This is a genomic window from Amycolatopsis sp. NPDC058340 (genome assembly GCF_042723975.1).
Lineage (GTDB): Bacteria > Actinomycetota > Actinomycetes > Mycobacteriales > Pseudonocardiaceae > Amycolatopsis.
This window is the reverse complement of sequence record NZ_JBHXIB010000001.1, coordinates 617,754-633,676: the sequence shown is the minus strand read 5'-3', so window position 1 is coordinate 633,676 and position 15,923 is coordinate 617,754. Positions and strand designations below refer to the sequence as shown.

The window sequence follows — 15,923 nt, the reverse complement described above, 5'->3', positions numbered from 1 at the left end:
GTCGTTGCCACCCCCTGAACGTGGGATGAATCGCCGAATCGGGTTTGTGGCCGACGTTTCGGGTGTCCGGTGATTTTCCAACCGATGATCCGTCAGCCAACCGGTGACGCTGCGTCCGCGAACGGCCTCAGGGGGTGCCCGGGGTGTCCGTGTTGGGTGGTTTACGACCCGGTAGGCAGTGCTTAGGCTCCGCAGGACAACGCACAAGATCGTGTCGGGCTCAGCGGGAACTCCCCACCGAGGAGCGCATGATGTGGCTTGCCACCCCTCGCCCGACCTCGGTTTCGGTCCGCGCCGGATCGACGGCATTAGTGGGCCGCGACGTCGAGGTCTCGGCGATCGTGAAGATCTTGCTGCGCCGTCCCGCGGCCGTGCTGATCGAAGGCGAACCCGGGATGGGCCGCAGCAGGCTGCTCGAAGAGCTGGCCGGACGCCGCGAGTTCGCGTCCGCCCGCGTGCTTTCGGGCGCCTGCCAGCCGATGCGCGAACCGTTCCCGTTCGGGCCGCTGCTCGAAGCGCTGCGGTCGGCGGGCGACCGGCCGCTCGGTCCGCTCAGCCCGGTGGCCGGGGTGCTGAGACCCTTGCTGCCCGAACTGGCGGAAAGCCTTCCGCCCCAACCGGAACCGCTCGCCGACCCGTGCGCCGAACGCCACCGCCAGTTCCGCGCCGTCCGTGAACTGCTGATCGCCTGCGGGCCCGCGCTCGTCCTGATCGACGACCTCCAGTGGGCCGACGAAGGCACCCGTGACCTCTTGCGTTTCATCGCCGCGGCGATGCCCGCCGAGCTCGGCATCGTGGCGGCCTACCGGACCGGCTCCCCGTCCGGGCACGGTGCGGGCATCCCGTTCCGCACCCCGCCGAACGTCCAGACCGCCCGGGTGACGCTGGGCCCGCTCGATCTCGACGCCGTCGGGAAGCTCGCGGAGGAATTGCTGGACCTGCCGAGGGTTTCCGCGCCGTTCACCGCGAAGCTCCACGAGAGCACCGCCGGGATCCCGTTCGTGGTCGAAGAGACCCTGCGGGCGTTGCGGGACGCGGCCGGACGGCTGCCGATCGGCGAAGTGCTGGGCGACCGGCTGCTGGAAAGCCTCGAAGTCCCCATCTCCCTGCGCGAGGCCATCACCGAACGGCTCGACGCGCTGCCCGGACCCGCCGTCCGGCTCGCCCGCGCGGCGGCGGTGCTCGCCGTCCCCTCCGAACCGGCGGTGATCGGCGAACTCGCCTGCCTCGACGGCGACGCACTCCGCACCGCCCTTTTGTCCACTTTGGATGGCGGCGTCCTCGGCGAACTCGGCGGCGACCGCTACGGTTTCCGGCATCCCTTGGCCCGCAAGGCCGTTTACGACACGATCAGCGGTCCGGAGCGGACTCTGCTGCATTCGCGGGCCATCAAGGTGCTCGCCGAGCAGCCCGCCCCGCCGCTGACCCTGCTGGCGAACCATTCGCGCGCGGCGGGCCGGACCGGGCAATGGCGCCACTACGCCGAAGCCGCCGCCGACGAGGCCATCGCCCACGGCGACACCTCACGCGCCATCGACCTGCTCCAGTCCGTGCTGGCCGAGGCGGGGCTCGGCGAGGACGACATCGCCAGGCTGGCCACGAAACTCAGCCAGGTCGCGCTGCGCGGGTTCCGCCCGGACGTCATCGAGACACTGGAGCGGATCCTCGAAGACCTCACCGACCTGCGGCCGAGCGTGCGCGGGACGATCCGCCTCAGCCTCGGGATGCTGCTGGTCCGCACGATCGGCCGGCTCGGCCGCGGCCGGGTCGAGGTGGAGAAGGCCATCACCGAGCTGGTCGACCAGCCGGAGCTGGCCGCGCGCGGGATCAACCTGCTCGCCCAGCCGATCGACGGGCTGACCCCGTTGTCCTGGCACGAGGTCTGGATGCGCCGGGCCCGCGAGGTCTTCGACCGGATCGAAGACCCGGAGCTGCGGCTCGCCCTGCTCGGCGACCGGATCTCCACCCAGGCGCATATCGGCGACGGCTCGGCCTGGACCGAGTTCACCGAACTGGCCGACCAGGGCGGCGGTGTCGCCGAACGGGTCCAGCTGGCGCGGCTGTGGTGCAACCTCGCCGACGCGCAGTCCTGGGCCGGACATCTGGCCAGGGCGGAAAAGCTGGTCACGGAAGGGATCCGCCGCGCGACCGACGCCGGCGCGCTCTACGCCGCCGGCCTCGCGCAGGGCACCAGGGTCCGGCTCGACTGGGTGCGCGGCGACTGGTCCGGGCTCGCGGAGGCCACCGAGCAGCTCCGCGACGGCTACCCCGACCTCGGCCCGATCGTCATGGAATGCTCGCTCGTCCTCGGCGGCCTGGCCGCCGTACGCGGGGAATTCGCCGCCGCGCAACGACATCTGACCGCGGCGAGCGTGCACGCCCCGGAACACGGGCCCATCCCGGTCGTGCTCTCGGCGGCGGGCGTGCTGATCAGGGTGCTCCTCGCGACGGACGACGTCGACGGGGCGTGCGCGGCGGCCGACAACGCCGTCGCGGCGGCCCGGCGCAAGGGTGTCTGGGTGTGGGCGGCGGCGCTGGTCCCCGCCGCGGCCGAGGCCTACACGCGGGCCGGGCGCTGGTCGGAGGCGGACGCCGTGGTCGAGGAATTCGCCCGCGGGATCGACGGCAAGGATTCGCCGGTCTCCCGGGTCGCGCTGCTCGCCGGCCGGGCGATCCTGCTCGACGCTCGCGGCAAACATCCCGCCGCGGCAACGGTTTTCGACGAGGCCGCGGCCGGCTACGAGGCCTTGCCGATGCCGTATCAGGCCATCGGCGCCCGCGAGCGGGCGGCGCTGTGCCGGCTGACCGCGGGCCGTCTCACCGCCGGGCGGCTCGACGCGGGCGACCGCAAGGCGATCGAGGAGCTCGCGGCGGCCGCGGAGGCCTACGAGCGGCTCGGCGCGACCAGGGACGCCGGCCGCTGCCGCCATCTGCTGCGGGAACACGGCGCGTGGGCGCCCTCACAGCGCGGGCGGCGTGGCTACGGCCAGGAGCTCTCACCCCGCGAACTCGAGGTCGCGCGGATGCTTTCCGACGGCCGGACGAACCGGGAGATAGCGGACGGATTGTTCCTTTCCCCGCGTACCGTGGAACAACATGTCGCCAAGGTCCTGCGGAAACTCGGGGCCCGTTCGCGGACGGACGTGGCCCGCCGGATGACGAATTACGCACCCGCGGCGGCCGACCGGTAACGTCCCGGTGAACGGCCGTTATTCCTTTAGGGGCAAGAAAAGTGCCCGATCGGGCACGGTGATCCATTCCATCGGGTTCAGCGGTGTGCGTATGGTTCCGTAGGTTCATGCGCTGTGCTAGTTTGTTTTGGCCATTAACAAAGTCGGGGCCCGACCCCGTGAGGGAGTAGCGCAGAAGCATGGCTGAGCGAGCCGATTTCGCGCTGGGGACGGTCGAGGCGACAGTGGTCGGGCGGGCGCTTGGCGTCGATGCCCGCTTGTTTCCCTTGCGCGTCCAGAACACTTCGATCGACCCGGAGCGCTACGCCGCGATCGTCCGGAAGGTCTATACCGATCTCGAACAGCGCCGCCTGTCGATCAACGGCGAGCTGAACCAGGCCGTCCGCACCGCGTTCGCGCTGCTGGCGAACCACCGGATCACCGTTTCGATCAACGGTATCGACGGTATCGGCCAGGACATCGCCGTCCTCGCCCTCACCGACGGCAGGCAGGCGCTCGGCATCACGCAGGCCCACGGCGAAGACCTCCTGCAGTTCGCGCTCTTCTCCGACGAAGAGCTGGTCGAGGTCCTCTCCGGGGTGCTGCCGCGGATGCGCCCCGCGTCGACCGGCCGCCGCACGATCGTGCAGAAGGAGGAGCGCGCCGTCTCCGCGATGACCGCGCGCCGCCAGGCCGAAGCCGAGTTCGACGAGGAGGAGACCGACGCGTTCGGCAACCTCCAGTTCACCGGCGTCGTCCGCGCCCGGCCGGAAGCGCCGTCACCGCGCAACGACGAGAGCGACGTCGAGGTCTTGGAGAAGGTGCTGTCCGGGCCCCGGCTCGGCGGCGGGTACATCATCGTGAGCGGGATCGGCCGCCGCGGCGAACGGCTCCGGTCCACACCGTTGAGCTGGCTCGACACCGAAGACGGCCGGTACCTGGTCTGGACCGAGACCGACGAAGCCTCCGGCGCCGTGATCGGTCACTACGACCCGGCGAGCCAGTCGGGCGTGGCGAATTCGATCCGGGACGCCATCGCGGACATCTACTGACCCTTCCCGAATCCGGCGAGAGGACCCTCCGTTGACCGAGGAAGCACAAGAAGCGCAGCCGTTGATGGCGGCGCGCAAGGTGGCGTTCGCGAGCGCGCGGCTGAAGGACATGGCCAAGCAGGGCGGCTTCGCCGTCGACGAGACCACCGGCAAAGAGATGATCCGTTCGCTCCAAGGAGTGATCGACAGCCTTGAAGAGCGCTGGAGCGCGCTGACGAAGCTGCAGAAGTCGCCGGCGATGAGCTCCACCGCGACCGCCCGCTGGGTTTCCGAGCACATGCACGGCACCGCGACCGACGCGCAGGGCCTGCTCACCCAGCTCCAGGCCGCCCGTGCCGAGTTCCCGACCTACATCGAGGCGATCGAACTCGCCCAGCGGAACTACCGGGAACGCGACACCCAGAACCAGCGCGACCTGAAGCAGATCGACACCGAGATCTGAAGGAGAGACCCGTGACCGAATCCGAGGAGAAGACGGCGAAGGTCTCCGACCCGAACTCGCCCGACTACGACAAGCTCGACCCGCACTACGACCCGACGGCCGACTCGTCGTCCGACTACTACGTCGGGCCGCTGGCGGACGAGGCCGCCTCCGGTGACGAGATCCGGGCCGGGGCCTCTGCCGGGACGGACGCCATCTTCAACATCCTCGGCTGGGGGAACACGCCGCTCGTCCTCGTCAAGGACCAGTTCACGCAGAAGATGTACGAGGCGCAGCTGGAGAAGGCGCGCGAAGGTCTCGACAAGAACCTGGACCTCCGCAAACCCGGCGAGCCGCCGTCCACGGTCTGGGCGAACGCCACCCACGAGCAGATGCAGACCGCGATCGCGGACAACGCGGATCCGGCCGCGGTGGCCGAGACCTCCGAAGAGTGGATCCGGGCGGGCAACGACCTGGCCTCGCATCAGCGCAACCTGGCGAAGGCGATCAGCGCGAGCACGGCCAACTGGGAGGGCGAGGGCGGCGACGCGGCCCGCGAGCACCTCGCCGGTGTCGGCAAATGGCTCGGCTCGACCGCGAACGGCGCGACACTGGCCGGGCGGCAGCAGCAGATCCACTCGCAGACGCTCAACGAGACGCAGAAGCTGATGGCGGCGAACCCGCCGGTGGCGTTCAACGTGCAGGAGGCCAACGCCAACCTGCAGAAGATCACCGACCCGTACGTGTACATGGCGCAGCTCGGCAAGGATCTCACCACCTTCAAGAAGCAGCAGGACGCGCGGGACCAGGCCGCGAAGGTGATGACCGAATTCGACACCACGGTCGGCTCGGCGATCGCCACCCCGGCGTTCCCCGCCCCGCCGAAACTGGCGACGGCGACCAGGCAGCTGCAAGGGAGCCCCGCCGGCGGTGGCGCGGGTTCGCCCGCACGCACGCTTCGCGACCGGATGGCGCCCGAAGGCGCCGACGGCACCCCGTTCACCGCGGCCTCGGACCGGACGCGCCCGGACGGCCTCGTCGCTTCGATGGACGGGACGCCGCAGGGCGGGACCAGTGGCCCCGGTGGTGTGTCGCCGTTCAACTCGCCGACCGGCGGGCCGGGCGGCGGCCCCGGTGGAGGTCCCGGTGGAGGTCCCGGTGGAGGCCCTGGCGGGAGCCCCGGTGGCTTCCCCGGCGGTGGCGGCCCCGGCTCCGGCCCGGCCATGCCCAACATGCCCACCATCCCGAACGGGCCGACCGGCGGCGAGACCTACAAACCGGCCGCGTCGTCGGGCCCCAACCTCCCGAACCTGCCCAGAATCGACGACGGCACGCGCACCACGGGCTACACGCCCCCGTCCGTTTCGCCGCCGCCGTTCACCCCGCCGAACATGCCGCCGATCCCGGAGGGCGGCGGACCGCGGCCCGGCGGCGGGCTTCCGTTCACGCCCCCGAGCCTCCCCATCCCGAACGGGCCCAACAGCGGCGGGCCGAGGCCGGTCATGCCGAACATCCCGCCGATCCCGCGTCCCGGTGGCATCGGTGAGCGGCTCACCGGCCCCTCGTTCCCCGACGGCAACTCGTACAAGGGCACGCCGTACAACGCGCCCAAACTCGGCATGCCGAACATCCCCGGCGGTGGCGGCACCGGCGGGACCGGTGGCTTCGGCGGCGGAGGTACCGGTGCGGGCGGCGCGGGCGGTGGCGGTCTCGGCGGCGCCGGACGGGCGACCGGCTCGCTCGGCATGGGCGGTGCCGTCGGCGCGGGCGCGATGGACGCCGAGGCGGCCGCGGCCCGTGCGGCGGGCTCCGGCGGCAAGCCGGGCACCCCCGGCGGCATGGGCCCGATGGGCGGGATGGCCCCCGGGGCCGGCAAGGGTCAGGGCCAGGAGGACAAGGAGCACAAGGTCGCCGACTACGTCGAATCCGACGACCCGTCCTTCTTCGCCGCCGACGAGGTCGTGGCGCCGCCGGTGATCGGCGACTGGAAGAACAAGGACTGGAAGTGACAGCTTCGTTCGAGGTCGAGCCGGACGACCTGACCGCGCACGCGAGCCATCTCGACGGGCTCGTGGACCGGCTGAACACCGCGCACGCCGCGACCGGTTCGGCGATGTCGTCGGACGCGTACGGCCTGCTGTGCGCGTTCCTGCCGCCGATCGTCAACCCGGCGGGCGAACGCGCGGCGGAGACGATCAAGGCGGCCGCGGAAGGGATACAGGCGACGGCCGACAACGTCCGCACCGCGGCGAAGTCCTATGTAGACGGTGACAAGACCAACGCGGAACCGTTCAAAGCGGACTTCTCGGCTTTGGACATCGGAGGAAAGAAGTGACCGGCGCGAACGAGCTCGGCGAGCTCATGCTGGACCCGGACGAAGCCCAGCGCAAAATGGAGCGATGGGCCGCGGGGCTGGAAGAGAAGGCCCAGCGGTACGCGGCCGCCCAAGAGCGGACGGAGCAGCTCCGGCTGACCGCGTCCAGCTCGGACGGCGCCGTGAAGATCACCGTCGGGGCGGACGGCGGCGTGACGGACATCGAGTTCGGCAACAAGGCCAGGACGTACCCGCTGGAGGAACTGTCGCGGCAGATCCTGCAGACCATGCACCAGGCGCAGGCCGGGATCGCGGGCCAGGTCGCCGAGGTCATGCAGGAGTCGCTCGGCGACGAGGACCAGGAGACCAGGGCGCTGATGATCGGCACCCTGCGCAGCCGCTTCCCCGAGATCGAGGAGGAAGAGCCGCCGTCCCCGCCGCCCGCTCCCCCGGCGTCCGCGTCCGACGCTCCGCCCCCGCCGCAGGCCCCTCGCGAACGGCGTCACGAAGCGCCGGACGACGAGGAGAACTCACCCTGGTAGCCCCTCGTGAGTGGTAAGGACGGTTCTAACCGTCCTTACCACTCACGAGGCGTCAGGCGGCCGCGAGTGAGACGACGCGGTTCCGCCCGCTGTTCTTCGCCTGGTAGAGCGCGGAATCGGCGACGTGCAGCAGCCGTTCCAGCACGGTCCCGCCCGACGGGTAGACCGCGGCGCCGATCGACACCGAAAGCCCCCGCACGACCCGGGGCCCCGAAGCGGTCGCGACCTCGACCTCGATCGCCATCACCGCCCGGCGGACCCGCTCGGCCACGGGCAGCACCTCGGTCTCCGTCGCGCCGGGAAGCAGCACGACGAACTCCTCACCACCGAAGCGGCCGACGGAGTCGTAGTCGCGTACGTGCTCGGAGATCGTCTTCGCGACGACCTTGAGCACGACGTCGCCCGCGAGATGCCCGTAGACGTCGTTGACCTGCTTGAAATGGTCGAGGTCGAGCATCAGCACGCCGAGTTTGCGTTTCGCCCTCGCCGCCGACGAGAGCTCCCGTTCGCTCAGCGCGTGCCACGCGTGCGCGTTGAGGACGCCGGTCTTGCCGTCGATGTCCGCCGCGATCTCCAGCTGCCGCACCAGCACGCTGCGGTGCAGCACCAGCACCGGGAGCAGCACGAACGGGACGAGCGCCGGCGCGTGCACGATGCCGAGCGCGGTCGAGGTCCCGAGCACCAGGGTGGTGACTTCCAGCAGGTTGTCGTCGCCCGTGCCGAACAGCGACCGCGGGGATTTGGCCCCGCTGTGCAGGTAGACCGAGAGCGCCACGACGAACGCGTTGGCCACGGTGAACACGGCCGCCGCCTCGACGATCTTCAGCGAGCCGGCGAACCCGGCCGGCAGTCCGTTCCAGCCGGAGACGATGGCCCCCGCGGCCAGGCAGGAGAGCACGATCGCCGCCGCGCAGTACACGACGCGGTAGGCCGGGCGGTGGCTCATCCCCCGCCACACGCGGAACCAAAGATGCAGGTAGATGAGCAGTCCGAGGGCCAGCGCGAGCCCGGACGGCAGGACGAGCACCCCCGCGAACGTCCACACCGAAGTCATGTTGATATGCGGCCGGTCGCAAAGCGCGCGCCGCAACCGTTCCACCGAACGCGAAAGCTCGGCCTGCAGGACGGCGAGGCCGAGCAGTGATCCAAATCGGACGAATTCCGTAGTCTCGTAGTTCGATCGGAGCAAGGCGATTACCGCGGCTGCCGCGGCGAGGCCTTCCACCACAAGAAAAACCGCGGGAACACCGCGTGGTCCGGACCATAGCTCCCAGCGTCGGACCCTGGCTCTCAGACGTGTACCGGCCCCTTCTCCGGCGAGTTCCACTTCCCCCATAATCATGGTCACCGGTCCCCCTTCCGTACACATTTCAATGTATCCGAGGTAGTACTGAGGGTGGCTCGAGTCAATTCCGGAACACACAGATGGAGCAGTGGGAGGGAGGACCATCATGAACGGTCGCGAGGACTGATCCCACCAATTCAGCCGGTTCGGCTCCCGGCCGGGAGCCATACATCGGGGCCGGTGGCGATGGCCCGTTTCCAGGCCATCGCCATCGGTCCCGCCGAGGCGACGGCCACCGTCGCGGCCACCCCGACGGCCACGAACGGGCCGGTCAGCTGGGCGAGGCCACCCGCGAGCATGATCCCGATTCCTTGCACCGTCACCAAACTCGTCGAGGTCAGCCCCATCACCTGCGCCCGGACGCCGTCCGGCACCGCGCGGGCCATCAACGCGACGGCCTGCAGGTGGTATGGCGCCGCGAAGGCCCCGCTGAGCGCGATCAACGCGAGGCAGACGGGTAACGAAGGGCGAAAGAAGACAAAGACCAAAGGAACGACGGATGCGATGGCGAGAATGCCGACGATTCGCGTTTTCCGTCGCGCCGGAACCCATTTCGTGAAGATCCACGAACCTATTACCGAGCCGATCGGGTCGGCCGCGAGAATAAGACCGACCGCGAAACTGCCCGCCCCGAGCCCGACGGCGAGCGGTGCCGCGAGCCCTTCCGGCGCGATGGCGAACCCGGCCAGCATCTTCAACCCGAAGAGCACCCGGATTCCCTTGCCCTGCCACAGTTCCCTGGCGCCTTCGCCACTGAAAGCCCGCGCCACACGGCTTTTCACCGAAGATTCCGTGGCCGCGGGCCCTCGGCGACGCACCCCGATGGACACGAGCAGTGCCGAGACCACAAAGGTCACCGCGTCGATCACCAGGCCCCAATAGGGCGTCACGAGCCCGATCACCAGTCCGCCACCGCCGAATCCGGCCAGCTGTGCCGTTTGGATGGTGATCGTCCGGACCGCGAGCCCGGCGAGATACCGGTCGCCTTCGAGGACGTCCGGGAGCAACGCGAGCTGCGCCGCCCGGAACGGGCCACCCGCCGTCGTCAGGATCACCAGCAGTCCGGCCAGCACCGGCAGCGGCACCCCCGGGACGGCCATCAACGCCGCGATCGCCGCGCGCAGCAGATCGCAGACGATCATCACCGTCCGTCGCGGATACCGGTCCGCCAACCCGGCGAACAGGGTGCCGCCGATCAGCGTCGGCAGATACGTCAGGCCGTAGGTGAGCCCGGTCAGCCCCGCCGAGGCCGTTCTTTCCCAGACCAGCACCGACAACGCGACCCTGGCCAGCTGGTCACCGGCCTGCGAAAGCGCCTCCGCCGCCCACAACGCACGGAACTCGCCGACCGCGAAGGCGGCCTTGAACGCGGTGCCCCGAGCGGAATCCCCCTTCTCCATGAGCCCCTCCCCTTGGCTCACGGTAGTCGATCACTTCCGCTGTGTCAGCGGCCATCCGGCCCACGACGACCGTCAGTGTCCACTATGGACACTGTGGACCGGCGATTTCGCGTGCTCCACCGCGGCCAGCGCGAAGGCACGGACGAGCGGATGCGGCCGGGTCCCGTCGCCGGCCAGTTCCGGCTGGAACAACGTCGCCAGGAAGAACGGGTGCTCCGGCAGTTCCGCGATCCGGGCGTCGCCGTCGTCGTCGAATCCGCTGAAGACCAGCCCACCTGCCGCCAAGGTGTCCAGATGCCGCGCGTCGAGACCGTACGAGCAGTGGTACCGCTCAACGGAACGCGCCGCCCCGAGAATCCGTGCCGCCAGCGTGTCCGGCGTGACGTGGACGGCGCCCTCGTGGCCGACGAGCGAACACGCGAGCGGGACGATCAGCCGCTCGGCCGAATCCGGCTCGTTCTCCGCGTGCCCGATACCGCCGAGGCCGCAGACGTTCCGCGCGAATTCCAGCAGCGCGTGCTGGAAACCGGCACAGGTGCCGAGGAACGGGATGCCGTTCTCGCGGGCGGCGCGCACGGTCTCCACCGCGCCGGATTCGGACCGGTAAGGACTGCCGGGCACCAGCCAGACGGCGTCGAAACCGGCGAGGTCGCCGGCGGTGTCCGTCGGGATCCAATAGGCGTCGAGTTCGAGTCCGTCGCGCTCGGCGAGCCGCTCGAAGAGCATCGGGATGCGGACATGGGAGCGAACGCCGTCCGACCTGTCGCCGACCAGGGCGACCCGGGCTGTCTGTGTCATGCGGCCATCCTGACCCGCGAACCGAGTTCAGCGCCAACGATGATCCTTGCTGCCTCCATAAGCGATACTGATAGCCATGGAGACCCATCTGCTCCGCACCTTCGTGGCGGTGGCCCGCGGCGGCTCGTTCTCGCAAGCGGCCCGCGACCTCGGTTACACCCAATCCGCGATCTCCCAGCACATCGCCGCGCTCGAACACGACCTCGGCACGGAGCTGCTCACCCGGCGTCCCGTCGCCCCGACCCGGGCCGGGGAACGTCTCCTCGAACACGCCGGTCCGCTGCTGACCCGGCTCGACGCCGCCCGCGCGGACCTCGCCCGGCTCACCGCGGCCCCCACCGGACGGGTCGTCCTCGGGCTCACCCCGCTGTCGCTCACCGCCGAAGTCGCCGCCGCCGCGCGGCGCGGCACCGAATTGCGCGTCCTGAGCCGTGACGACGTCCTGACGGAGGTCGCGACGGGCGCGCTCGACCTCGGCCTCGTCGACGGTATGACCGCGCCGAGCGATCCGCTCCCGCTGCCGGACGTCGGCCCGCTCACCACCACCGTCGTCGGCGAACGCCCGCTCGCGGTCGCGGTACCCGGCGGTCATCCGATGGCCGGACGGACGGTGCGGCTCGCCGAACTCGCCGACGCGGCGTGGATCGACGCGCCGGATACGGCGATTCCCTTGGCACGCTTGAGAAAGTTCGCCTCGACCGACGGATTCCGCGGACGGCTGCGTTACACCGGGACCGACGTCCGCGGTCTGCTCGCGCTGGTCGCCGCCGGGCAGGGACTGGCACTGCTCCCGGCGGACATGCTCACCGGCGTGAGCGCGCTTTCCCTGTCCTCACCGCGGGTGGTGCACCGCACCGAACTCGTGCACGGCGATCCCGGCGAGGGCTCCGCGCTGGCCGCCGTGCTGACCGGTCAGCGGCCGTAACTCACCATTCCCTGCGCCATCTCCATCGCCAGGGAACTCGCCACGACGGGGTCCATCATGTTCCGGATGTCCTGCGTGACCTTCTCGCGCGAGCCGAGGTCGGAACGCGGCTGCTCCGGCGGCTTCGTCTCGGCGGGCGGGAGGGCGACGACCCGTTCCTTGGCGGGCTTCTTCTTCGTCGCGGGCGCTTGCTCCTTCACGGTGACCGGGACGTAGACGGTCACCGGGGCGGCCTGCGGCGCGGGCTGCGCGACCGGCGGGGCCGCCTGCTGGGTCACCACGGCGGGCAACGGCTGCTCGGGCAAGGCGGTGTCGTCGACCGGCTGGAAGGTGAAGGTGCCGGCGAACCAGCCGATCGCGAGCAACGCCACCCCCGCCCCGCCGACCAGCCAGGACCGGGCGCGACGATGGATGACGACGGCCTTGGGGCGCAGATCCTTGTCCACCACCGGTTCGCAGACCGGGGGCCGCACCGGCATCGGCTCGGGCTCGGGTTCGTTCTCGGGGCTGCGCCGCCGTTTCGGCAGGCTCGCCGCGATGATCCCGGTCCGGTCCAGCAGCTCCGCCGTCTCGACGGAGAGCGCGGCATCGGTCGGCGTACGGCGCTGGGCGGCGCGCGGCATGGGGACCTCCGGAAGGGGAATCACGAACTTGAGCATTGTGGTGCATTTCCGACGCCGCCGTAAGTAACGCACCCCGATCGAGTTATCCCGAGCCGTCCGGACCACGGAGGGTTACTCCGTTCAGTGGCTTCCGCTTTCTCAGAGATTCCGCATTCCCAAGCGCCCCAACAGGGCGAGCGGCCGCTGGTAAAAGGAGCCGAGCACGCGGGGAATCGCGTCGATGGCGTACGCGTCCGGACCGATCAGGATCCGCGCCGTCCCCCGTTCGATACCACGGACGATGGTCTGGGCGGCCTTCTCCGGCGTCGTCCTCGCGATCTTTTCGAAGCCCTCGGCGGCTTTGTCGATGTCCCGCTCGGCGCCGCCCCGCGCGTCACGGGCGATATTCGTCTTGATGCCGCCGGGATGCACGCAGCTGACCTTGACCGGATGCCGGGCGATCAGCATTTCCTGCCGCAGCGCCTCGGTGAACCCACGCACCGCGAATTTCGCGGCGTTGTAAGCGCTCTGCGTGGGCACGCCGATGAAGCCGAACACACTCGAAAGGTTGACGATGTGCCCGTCGCCGGAAGCGATCACCTGGGGCAGAAACGCTTTCGTGCCGTTGACCACGCCGCCGAGATTGATCCCCATCAGCCAGTCGTAGTCGTCCCAGGTCATTTCCTCGACCGTGGCGCCGAGCGCGACCCCGGCGTTGTTCACCACGACGTTGGCGCCGCCGAAATCGACGGCGACCTCCTCGGCGTGCGCGAGAACGGCTTCACGGTCGGCGACGTCGAGCTCGTACGCCTTCGCGGTCGCGCCCGCCTTCTCGCACTCCGCGACGGTGCCCGCCGCGCGGACGGCGTCGACGTCGGAGAGCGCCAGCCTGGCGCCCCGCCCCGCGAGCTCGATCGCGAGCGCCTTGCCGATCCCCGAGCCCGCGCCCGTGATCACCACGACCTTGTCCGTGAACGACTTCATACCCGCTCCCAACCCGCTCGACTGTTACCGGAGGTAACACATACTACGGCTGTGAGCTTGCTGTGCGTTGATCGATTCGGGCTGTGTTCGTACCCCGCTTATGGTGATCTGTAACCGACAGCCGTGGACGAGCGAAAGGAAGGCGATGCGCCGCGCCCTGTTGCTCGTGCTCTGTGTCGTTCTGTCCGGTTGCTCCGCCGCGTCGGATCCCGCGGCGACCGAAGACGGCGCCGCCGCGACGGTGGCGGCCACCCCCGCGGCACCGCCGACCAATCCCGCGATCGGCGCGCTCTTCCTGGACGGAACGCATTTCTGCACGGCCAGCGTCGTGCACAGCGGCCCCGGCGACCTCCTGCTCACGGCGGCGCATTGCCTGCACGACGGCGAAGGCGGCGAGTACGCGACGGGGATCTCGTTCGCTCCCGGCTACCACGACGGTGTCGCGCCGTACGGCTACTGGGAGGTCTCGGATCCGCAGGTTCCCGACGGCTGGGCCGATTCCTCCGATCCGGATCTGGATGTCGGGTTCGCGACCGCCCGTCAGGCGGGCACCACGAAAACCCTCGAAAGCGTCACGGGCGCCAACACCCTGCTGACCGGTGGCGGATTCGACCACCCGATCACCCTGACCGGGTATCCCGACGAACGAGAGGCGCCGGTCGTCTGCCACGGCACCAGCGCCCAGGCCGACACCTATCAGATGCGCGTCGCGTGCCCCGGCTTCACGACCGGCACCAGCGGCGGCCCGTGGGTCGTCGACCCCGACCCGAAGACCGGGCTCGGCACCGTCGTCGGCGTGATCGGCGGCTACCTGTACGGCGGGGACGATCCGGACACGTCCTACAGCAGCTACTTCGACACGGACGTCGCCACCTTGTACCGGAAGATGGACGCACGGGGATGATCTCCCCATGAGCATCCACGACGTCCCGATCACCGGTGAACCGATCCGCCTCGGCCAGTTCCTCAAACTGGCGAACCTGGCCGAAGACGGATCGCACGCCAAAGACCTCCTCGACGCCGAAGAGGTCACGGTCAACGGCGAGGTGGAGGTCCGGCGCGGCCGTCAGCTGACGAACGGCGACGTCGTGGAGGTCGGCGGCGAAGGCGGCCGCGTCGTCCTGGGCTAGCGGCCGACTCGCCTCACGCGTGACCTGTGATCAGCCGGACGCCACGCGTGACCGAGCGGACGGCACGCGTGATCAGGCGGACGACACACCCGCGGCCGGGCCCTGTCGCCGTGTCGTCCCCCTGATCACGCGTGTCGTCCGGCTGATCACGCGTGGCGTCCGGCTGGACACGCGTGGCGTCCGGCTGGACACGCGAAACTAGCGGCCCTGCAGCGGAGCCAGGCGCAACGCCCTCGCGAGTTCTTCGAGTTCGCGGTGCACCGGCTCGTTCAGCGGGACACCCAGCGCCTGGCACTGTTCGAGGTACTGCGCCTCGCGCCAGCCCGGATAGCGGACCGGGGTGCCGCCCTCCCAGCCGAGCAGGCTGCCGAACAACGCGCTCGCGGCCTTGTAGAACCCGTCGGCGCTGCGCAGCGTCGTCGGCGCGATGGCCATCACCATCAGTCCGGTGTCGTGGTCGTGGTCGCCGACGCCCGCCAGCACCCCGGCGAAGATCTCCACCAGCAGGGCGAAACCGGCGATGGCGGCACTGCCGGCGCCATCGACGTCCCCGAGCGTGTCCAGGTCGAGCACGAATTCGGGGTACGCGCCGGCGGGGGCGGCCATACCGAGCGGGTTCGCGGCCGTCCCGCGCTCCCCGCCCGCCGCCATGACGAGCCCGATCATGGTGTGCGGCAACGCCCTCGCCGCATGATGCCCGGCGCGGCCGAACGGCCCGACGCCGCGCACCGACATGAGCCCGACGCCGTACCGGCCGGCCCGGGACACCGCCCGGTCCATCGCGTCACCGACGGCCCACAACCCCGGCGCGCGGCGGTAGTCGATCAACGCGGCGGCGCCGCGGTCGGCGATCATCAGCGGTTCGGCCCTCGGCCGCACCATCCCGTCGGCCAGCATCGGCAGATGCAGCCGGGTCAGTTCGGCGACACCGGATTCCGGCGTTCCGGTGAGGTCGCCGTGGCACAACGCCTCGGCGGCCATCCTGGCCCGCGACCACGGCAGGTCGTGCGCGGTGAAGATCTCGGTGACCAGGTCGATCAGGGCGTCGATCGGGACGCGTTGCCAGACCTGTTCCGGTATCGGGGAGGGTTCGGCCGGTTCGGGGATCGGCTCGACGGGCGCACGGCGAAGAGAGCGAGGTCTGAGGGGCACTCCGCCGAGGGTGCCCAAACGCGTTTTTCGGCGTCAACGAACCAGGGCAGCTTCTAACCGACTGTGTGATCGGAGCACTCGGAAACGT

15 protein-coding genes are annotated in these 15,923 nt (G+C 70.2%); 9 read left to right on the top strand and 6 right to left on the bottom strand.

Translation table 11 applies throughout. From position 1 onward, the window contains the following. Nucleotides 1-251 precede the first annotated feature (251 nt). From ACFWIW_RS03065 to ACFWIW_RS03040, 6 genes are all read left to right on the top strand, one after another. Entirely contained in the window at nucleotides 252-3,191 is a 2,940-nt protein-coding gene (locus ACFWIW_RS03065; protein WP_378366916.1) for an ATP-binding protein, read from the top strand. 179 nt (nucleotides 3,192-3,370) lie between these two features. Further along, nucleotides 3,371-4,222: an ESX secretion-associated protein EspG gene (locus ACFWIW_RS03060; RefSeq protein WP_378366833.1), complete on the top strand. Its 852-nt coding sequence runs from the start codon at nucleotides 3,371-3,373 to the stop codon at nucleotides 4,220-4,222. A 31-nt stretch (nucleotides 4,223-4,253) separates the two neighbouring features. Further along, nucleotides 4,254-4,664, top strand: a complete 411-nt coding sequence (locus ACFWIW_RS03055) for a hypothetical protein (RefSeq protein ID WP_240596141.1) — start codon at nucleotides 4,254-4,256, stop codon at nucleotides 4,662-4,664. Nucleotides 4,665-4,675: 11 nt separating this feature from the next. After that, the gene (locus ACFWIW_RS03050; protein WP_378366832.1) at nucleotides 4,676-6,652 is read left to right on the top strand and encodes a hypothetical protein; all 1,977 of its coding nucleotides are present in this window, start codon (nucleotides 4,676-4,678) and stop codon (nucleotides 6,650-6,652) included. After that, nucleotides 6,649-6,978 carry a type VII secretion target gene (locus ACFWIW_RS03045; protein ID WP_378366831.1) on the top strand — a complete coding sequence of 110 codons (330 nt, stop codon included), beginning with the start codon at nucleotides 6,649-6,651 and terminating at the stop codon, nucleotides 6,976-6,978. The genes ACFWIW_RS03050 and ACFWIW_RS03045 overlap by 4 nt, the downstream gene beginning before the upstream one ends. Further along, nucleotides 6,975-7,499 carry a YbaB/EbfC family nucleoid-associated protein gene (locus ACFWIW_RS03040; protein WP_378366830.1) on the top strand — a complete coding sequence of 175 codons (525 nt, stop codon included), beginning with the start codon at nucleotides 6,975-6,977 and terminating at the stop codon, nucleotides 7,497-7,499. Before ACFWIW_RS03045 ends, ACFWIW_RS03040 begins: the two co-directional genes overlap by 4 nt. 52 nt (nucleotides 7,500-7,551) lie before the next feature. Here ACFWIW_RS03040 and ACFWIW_RS03035 read toward each other — a convergent pair whose 3' ends face one another. The 3 genes from ACFWIW_RS03035 to ACFWIW_RS03025 all read right to left on the bottom strand — a co-directional run bounded on the left by ACFWIW_RS03035 (nucleotide 7,552) and on the right by ACFWIW_RS03025 (nucleotide 11,042). After that, nucleotides 7,552-8,688 carry a diguanylate cyclase gene (locus ACFWIW_RS03035; RefSeq protein WP_378366829.1) on the bottom strand — a complete coding sequence of 379 codons (1,137 nt, stop codon included), beginning with the start codon at nucleotides 8,686-8,688 and terminating at the stop codon, nucleotides 7,552-7,554. A gap of 293 nt (nucleotides 8,689-8,981) precedes the next feature. Then, nucleotides 8,982-10,244 (bottom strand): MFS transporter, encoded by a 1,263-nt coding sequence (locus tag ACFWIW_RS03030; RefSeq protein WP_378366828.1) that lies wholly within the window; start codon nucleotides 10,242-10,244, stop codon nucleotides 8,982-8,984. 72 nt (nucleotides 10,245-10,316) lie between these two features. Beyond that, the gene (locus ACFWIW_RS03025; RefSeq protein ID WP_378366827.1) at nucleotides 10,317-11,042 is read right to left on the bottom strand and encodes a hypothetical protein; all 726 of its coding nucleotides are present in this window, start codon (nucleotides 11,040-11,042) and stop codon (nucleotides 10,317-10,319) included. A gap of 76 nt (nucleotides 11,043-11,118) precedes the next feature. On the opposite strand from ACFWIW_RS03025, the gene ACFWIW_RS03020 reads away from it, so the two are divergent. Further along, nucleotides 11,119-11,967, top strand: coding sequence for a LysR family transcriptional regulator (locus ACFWIW_RS03020; protein ID WP_378366826.1), 849 nt, complete (start codon nucleotides 11,119-11,121; stop codon nucleotides 11,965-11,967). On the opposite strand, the gene ACFWIW_RS03015 is transcribed toward ACFWIW_RS03020, so the two are convergent. Then, the gene (locus ACFWIW_RS03015) at nucleotides 11,955-12,590 is read right to left on the bottom strand and encodes a hypothetical protein (protein WP_378366825.1); all 636 of its coding nucleotides are present in this window, start codon (nucleotides 12,588-12,590) and stop codon (nucleotides 11,955-11,957) included. The two genes, ACFWIW_RS03020 and ACFWIW_RS03015, sit on opposite strands and share 13 nt — an antisense overlap. Before the next feature lie 138 nt (nucleotides 12,591-12,728). Continuing rightward, the gene (locus ACFWIW_RS03010; protein WP_378366824.1) at nucleotides 12,729-13,553 is read right to left on the bottom strand and encodes an SDR family NAD(P)-dependent oxidoreductase; all 825 of its coding nucleotides are present in this window, start codon (nucleotides 13,551-13,553) and stop codon (nucleotides 12,729-12,731) included. Nucleotides 13,554-13,698: 145 nt separating this feature from the next. Between ACFWIW_RS03010 and ACFWIW_RS03005 the strand changes: the two genes are divergently transcribed. After that, nucleotides 13,699-14,457, top strand: coding sequence for a trypsin-like serine peptidase (locus tag ACFWIW_RS03005; protein ID WP_378366823.1), 759 nt, complete (start codon nucleotides 13,699-13,701; stop codon nucleotides 14,455-14,457). Nucleotides 14,458-14,464: 7 nt separating this feature from the next. Beyond that, nucleotides 14,465-14,683 carry an RNA-binding S4 domain-containing protein gene (locus ACFWIW_RS03000; protein WP_016330720.1) on the top strand — a complete coding sequence of 73 codons (219 nt, stop codon included), beginning with the start codon at nucleotides 14,465-14,467 and terminating at the stop codon, nucleotides 14,681-14,683. A 198-nt stretch (nucleotides 14,684-14,881) separates the two neighbouring features. Here ACFWIW_RS03000 and ACFWIW_RS02995 read toward each other — a convergent pair whose 3' ends face one another. Next, nucleotides 14,882-15,835 (bottom strand): Ldh family oxidoreductase, encoded by a 954-nt coding sequence (locus tag ACFWIW_RS02995; protein WP_378366822.1) that lies wholly within the window; start codon nucleotides 15,833-15,835, stop codon nucleotides 14,882-14,884. Nucleotides 15,836-15,923 lie beyond the last annotated feature (88 nt).

Coding starts and splice junctions, on each gene's coding strand:
- ACFWIW_RS03015 (WP_378366825.1), bottom strand. CDS start 12,590: ATGCCGCGCGCCGCCCAGCGCCGTACGCCGACCGATGCCGCGCTCTCC.
- ACFWIW_RS03005 (WP_378366823.1), top strand. CDS start 13,699: ATGCGCCGCGCCCTGTTGCTCGTGCTCTGTGTCGTTCTGTCCGGTTGC.
- ACFWIW_RS03010 (WP_378366824.1), bottom strand. CDS start 13,553: ATGAAGTCGTTCACGGACAAGGTCGTGGTGATCACGGGCGCGGGCTCG.
- ACFWIW_RS03060 (WP_378366833.1), top strand. CDS start 3,371: ATGGCTGAGCGAGCCGATTTCGCGCTGGGGACGGTCGAGGCGACAGTG.
- ACFWIW_RS03030 (WP_378366828.1), bottom strand. CDS start 10,244: ATGGAGAAGGGGGATTCCGCTCGGGGCACCGCGTTCAAGGCCGCCTTC.
- ACFWIW_RS03020 (WP_378366826.1), top strand. CDS start 11,119: ATGGAGACCCATCTGCTCCGCACCTTCGTGGCGGTGGCCCGCGGCGGC.
- ACFWIW_RS03065 (WP_378366916.1), top strand. CDS start 252: ATGTGGCTTGCCACCCCTCGCCCGACCTCGGTTTCGGTCCGCGCCGGA.
- ACFWIW_RS03025 (WP_378366827.1), bottom strand. CDS start 11,042: ATGACACAGACAGCCCGGGTCGCCCTGGTCGGCGACAGGTCGGACGGC.
- ACFWIW_RS03000 (WP_016330720.1), top strand. CDS start 14,465: ATGAGCATCCACGACGTCCCGATCACCGGTGAACCGATCCGCCTCGGC.